Source organism: Vibrio sp. MarTm2 (assembly GCF_027587055.1).
Taxonomy (GTDB): Bacteria; Pseudomonadota; Gammaproteobacteria; order Enterobacterales; family Vibrionaceae; genus Vibrio; species Vibrio sinaloensis_D.
Map to the genome: position 1 here is coordinate 1 of NZ_JAPPTK010000028.1, position 4618 is coordinate 4618.

A 4618-nucleotide genomic window follows, 5' to 3' on the forward strand; every position below is an offset into this window, starting at 1 on the left:
ACTCAAGTGAGTAAGCACATAACAAGGCGTTTAAGGCAGATTCGCAACGCATAGCATTCTCAGTTCAAATTGAGTTTTGTGTTTACGGCACAATGGTTTAGGTTATGTTAAGGCGTCGCTCACTACTTAACGCGGCGTTATGTTTACTTGTATTTCAGTGGCTTAAAGCTTCTTCGATCTATGTTCTTTGTCCCTTTGGCAGTTCGTCTGAGTTGCCTCAGCAAATCCGCATTGTCGGCCTAATATCGTGAACTCCTCAACCCGTAAAACATGTCAATGTTCGCGGGTTGCTTCATTTACAGGTCGTAGCGGTTGGTTTCAAATTTCACTGGCTCTAAGTCGCTTTGAGCGTATTTGCCAATCAGCATATCTGCTTGGCAGTTGCCTCGGCAATTTGTCATTGTTCTGCGCTTTGGTTGGAAAGAGAGGGCGTTTGTTGAACGTTTGTCGGGTTGCCTCATTGGGCAGGGAAGTGGAATTACGCGCTTGGTGTTTCGTGCGTCTGGGGGTCAAGTGAGGTTTGGCTTGTGATTCACTTCTTGAAATACGTTTAACAACGCAGTTCTTTGCCAAATAAATCAGTCATTTGTGGTAAAACATAACAAACAATTTAAGAGGGATTCACAACGCTTGGCATTTTTGTTTCTACTTCAAATTTAGTGTCTATGGCACAATGCTTTAGGTTTGGGTGGAGGCGTTGTTCACCCCTTAATTGGGCGTTATGTACTTTCTCGAAAATTAACCTAGCCAACGTATGAAATTAGGTCGTAAACTTAGCTTAATTAGAGGGTTAGGTGATAGATATGGCATTTTCAGAAATAGAGCAACAGCGTTACAGAAAGGCAGTGGAGAAGTACCTTGATTCTTGTCGGCCGCCAGAAGAGATCCGCAACCAACTTGATATTGGGTATCGGTTAGAGGGGCAAGTCATCGAAATCTTCGAGATACGTCCTAAGTGGAATGATCCATCCGAAAAAATCGAGTGCCCAGTTGCCAAAGTCAAATATTATAAGTCGCGTGACGCGTGGAAAATTTACTGGATGAAATCCGACCAAAAATGGCATTCGTATGAGCCAATTCCAGAGATTCAACTTCTAGAAGCTTTCTTGGAAGTATTGGAAGACGATACTTATGGGTGTTTCTGGGGATAGAACCAACCACGTACATAACAAAGCATTTAAGAGTGATTCGCAACGCTTGGCAGTTTCGCTTCGCTCAAGTATAGCCAAGCGCCGCTCACACCTTAATGCGGCGTTAGCTTTTGGAGGAATAAATGAGCTCAAATATTATCGGTAAGCTTCTAATGGCGCAAATACAAGCATTTGTTAATGATTTCTCCTATAACGCTCAGGACCTGTTTCTTGACGAAGCTACTGGTCGACTGATTCACCCGGGTGAATTTGGAATGCATAGAGAGTCATGTATTAGAAATTTTCTTGGGGCATTTCTTCCTGATATCTATGGAGTATCTCAAGGTTTTATTATTGGTCAGGATGGAATAGTAAGCCACCAGTGCGATGTGATTATTTATCACAAGCAGTATAGTCCCTATTTTCATACTCCAGAGGGGCAGCGCTTTTTCCCTATCGAGTGTGTTATAGCTGTTGGTGAAGTTAAGTCTAAGGTCAATGGCGCTATATTGGATGATGCTTTGCAAAAACTGAGCTGCGTTAAAATTATGCGAGAGAAGATTTCATCTGCTGTAATCGCAAGTTGTCGACCAAACAGGCCTAGGGATTTTAACCCACATAACGATATCAGAGATCAAATTGTAACCTTCTTAATATGTGATGAAGTGGAATGCAGCGGTGGCCTATTAGCTGAGCGTGTGAAAAAAACATGGGATAGTTCTAAACCTCGGCATCGTGTAAACCTAATCACCTCAATAAAGTCAGGAACTTACCTTTATAAACTTAGCGACGCTAGGCCCTATATGTACCCTACTGATCCTGATGGTAATACACTTCCTGTCCAACTTAGAACACCAAAAAGCCCAAACAGTCATATTGCATTGTTTGTGCGTTATTTGACTATGGCTATTGAAGATACGACGGTGCTATATCCAGAACTGACCTTGCACTTGAAAGGGCAATTAAGTTGTGAGGTAGTCGATTTCTAATAAAGCTAACAAAGCATTTAAGAGTGATTCGCAACGCTTGGCGGTTTCGCTTCGCTCAAGTATAGCCAAGCGCCGCTCACACCTTAATGCGGCGTTATACGCTATATGAAGAAAGCCTAAAAATTCAGGTCAAAAATCGCGATTTTCAGCGTTGATTCGTGGTGTTTGGGCGTCGAGATATTCCGGCTTCAATCTTAATTTTCCTTGGTTCTTTGCTCACTTTCAGCTTGCTGTTTGTGTGATGGTTTTCTTCTTTGGTGCTGATTTTTCGGGGTCAGTCCAGGCTGCGTTTTTCGCTGAGATTCAGCTCTGTGAATTTGCCTTTTTAAAAGCCGACTTACTCGCTGAAAGGGCACTTTCTCTGGTGTGGTGAGTCCACGTGGTTTCAGTGAGTTTGTTGAAAGTCCACATTGTGAAATTGTCTTTCCAAAAGTGCTTTTTGGTGTTGCAGGTCTGTTTTCTGCGGCGCGGTTTGTTCCAAGTGGTTTCAGTGACAAGCCGCTGTGAGTCTAAGCCTGACTTAGGTGCATCAAAGCACATAAAAATCATGGTTTCAAAGTGGGGCTTGGCATAAAATCTTGGCTTAAACGTTCGTGCGTATAACAAACTGTTTAAGAGTGATTCGCAACGCGTGGCATTTTTATCATGCGTTGGTTTTAGTGTTTAAGGTGGTATGCGGAAGCTTTGGTATTACGTTGCTCACACCTTAACAGGGCGTTATAAGGGTTCTAAAAAGTATGAGTAATACTCCATTTATTGTTACATCAGGGAAAAATCTGCTCGAATCTTCAAGCTATCTACTCAATCATATAGATGATGCTGAACTGACCAGAAACCCTAATAAGTTGTCTTTTATCTTAACGGTTGCAGCAGCATTTGAAGCGACAATAAATGACGCAATAGTAGTGTGGGCTCACCAACGTTTTCCCAACTCTGACTATAAGCGTCATGCGACAGCTTTTTTATCGATGAATCTCATGAAAAAGCTAGATGCACTTGGCTTTTTATTATCTTCTGGCGGCTTCATTACAGATAATGAAAGCAAGGTGTATCAATCACTATCTAAATTGGTAAAGTTGCGAAATGAAGTTGCGCATAGCAAGGACTTTTTTACCGATGCTAATATTGAGTTTCAAGAGTACGAAAATGGTGATGTTACGTTCGATTTACCAAAGGAAGTTGTTTCAAAATTTTCTAAATCGCCTTTAACAACAACCAAAGATAGTGCTTTTGAAATCTTTGAAGCGGTTGAGCACTTGTTTGAGGTTTGCAACTACGATACTGAAATGTCAGATTCATCGCTCTTCAAACCCTTATAACAAACAATTTAAGAGGGATTCCCAACGCTTGGCATTTTTGCTTCTACTTCAGTTTTAGTGTTTATGGCACAATGCTTTAGGTTTGGGTGGTAACGTTGCTCACCCCTTAATTGGGCGTTATGTGCTCGATCACTAAAAATTTGTATGGTCAAATTAGGAAATAAGATGGGAATCGAATCGGAAGAATTTAAACCAATAAAACTGAGAAAACCTACTGTTAGAAAAACACAAGTTAACATACGTCCACAAATTTCCGCTATGCAGCGTCAACTTCTTGTACATACTAGTGGTTCTCGGTGTTCTTTAGCTAATTGCAGGCGAGAATTAGCAATAGGTGACAATGCATTTATCGGTGAAATTGCCCTAATCGAATCATTTGCTGAACGAGGGGCAAGATATAACCCTGAAACTCCAGTCGAGAGTTTGGTTTCACAAGATAATTTAATCTTGTTATGCCCCACTTGCCATCGCTTAGTAGATAAACAACCTGAGATTTATACAGCTGATTGGCTGAGAGAAGCCAAGCTAAAGCATCTAAAAACGCTAGAGGCAGCTATTGCTCCTGAGCAGCCATTTGACTTCAAGTTAGATGAGCATACCGAGGTTTCTTTAAAAGAAGCTGTTAGCATCTGGGAGAAAAATAGGCACAACGCATCAGAAGAGTTTTGGCAGCAATTACTCACTAAATCTCCAGCAGTATTAAGCCAAGTGTTTCCTAATAGCTCATTTCAATTTGGCTCTAAAAGCTACGTGGGCGGTAAGACCCTTGGTAATAAGAAAGGCAACGTAGTCGATTTCATATATGCAAGCAAACATACCGACAATGTTGTTATGGTTGAGATCAAAACGCCAGTTAAGAATTTACTTGGGAAGAAGTATCGCGGTAATGCTTATTCTGTAAGTGATGAGTTGAGTGGTGGTATTGTTCAAGTACTAAATTATAAAGAGCAGCTTCTTAAAGAGTATTACAAGCTAAAAGATGATGATAGTTCATTTAATGCTTTTAGCCCCAAATGTGTCGTTTTGGTTGGTGACTTAGAAAGAGAGATGGATGACCCCATAAAAATAAAGTCATTAGAGCTATTTAGAGGCAGTTTGTCGGGTGTTCAAGTCATCACATATGATGAGTTGTTTGAGAAAGCTAAAGATGTGCTTGCACTTGTCTCTTAAATTAAACGCA

General features: G+C 41.0%; 4 protein-coding genes. All 4 read left to right on the forward strand.

The genetic code is table 11. The features are described 5' to 3' along the window. Window positions 1-803 precede the first annotated feature (803 nt). A complete protein-coding gene (locus tag OH458_RS21735) occupies window positions 804-1151 on the forward strand; it encodes a DUF3024 domain-containing protein (protein ID WP_269979825.1) in 348 nt (115 codons plus the stop codon). Between the two features lie 122 nt (window positions 1152-1273). Then, window positions 1274-2119, forward strand: coding sequence for a DUF6602 domain-containing protein (locus OH458_RS21740; RefSeq protein WP_269979826.1), 846 nt, complete (start codon window positions 1274-1276; stop codon window positions 2117-2119). Window positions 2120-2856: 737 nt separating this feature from the next. After that, complete coding sequence (locus tag OH458_RS21750; RefSeq protein ID WP_269979827.1) at window positions 2857-3438, forward strand: hypothetical protein; 582 nt, start codon at window positions 2857-2859, stop codon at window positions 3436-3438. Between the two features lie 165 nt (window positions 3439-3603). Next, window positions 3604-4608: a Shedu immune nuclease family protein gene (locus tag OH458_RS21755; RefSeq protein WP_269979828.1), complete on the forward strand. Its 1005-nt coding sequence runs from the start codon at window positions 3604-3606 to the stop codon at window positions 4606-4608. Window positions 4609-4618 lie beyond the last annotated feature (10 nt).

Bases quoted from the DNA above. Each gene is read 5' to 3' on its own strand.
- OH458_RS21755 (WP_269979828.1), top strand. From the start codon at position 3,604: ATGGGAATCGAATCGGAAGAATTTAAACCAATAAAACTGAGAAAACCT.
- OH458_RS21740 (WP_269979826.1), top strand. From the start codon at position 1,274: ATGAGCTCAAATATTATCGGTAAGCTTCTAATGGCGCAAATACAAGCA.
- OH458_RS21735 (WP_269979825.1), top strand. From the start codon at position 804: ATGGCATTTTCAGAAATAGAGCAACAGCGTTACAGAAAGGCAGTGGAG.
- OH458_RS21750 (WP_269979827.1), top strand. From the start codon at position 2,857: ATGAGTAATACTCCATTTATTGTTACATCAGGGAAAAATCTGCTCGAA.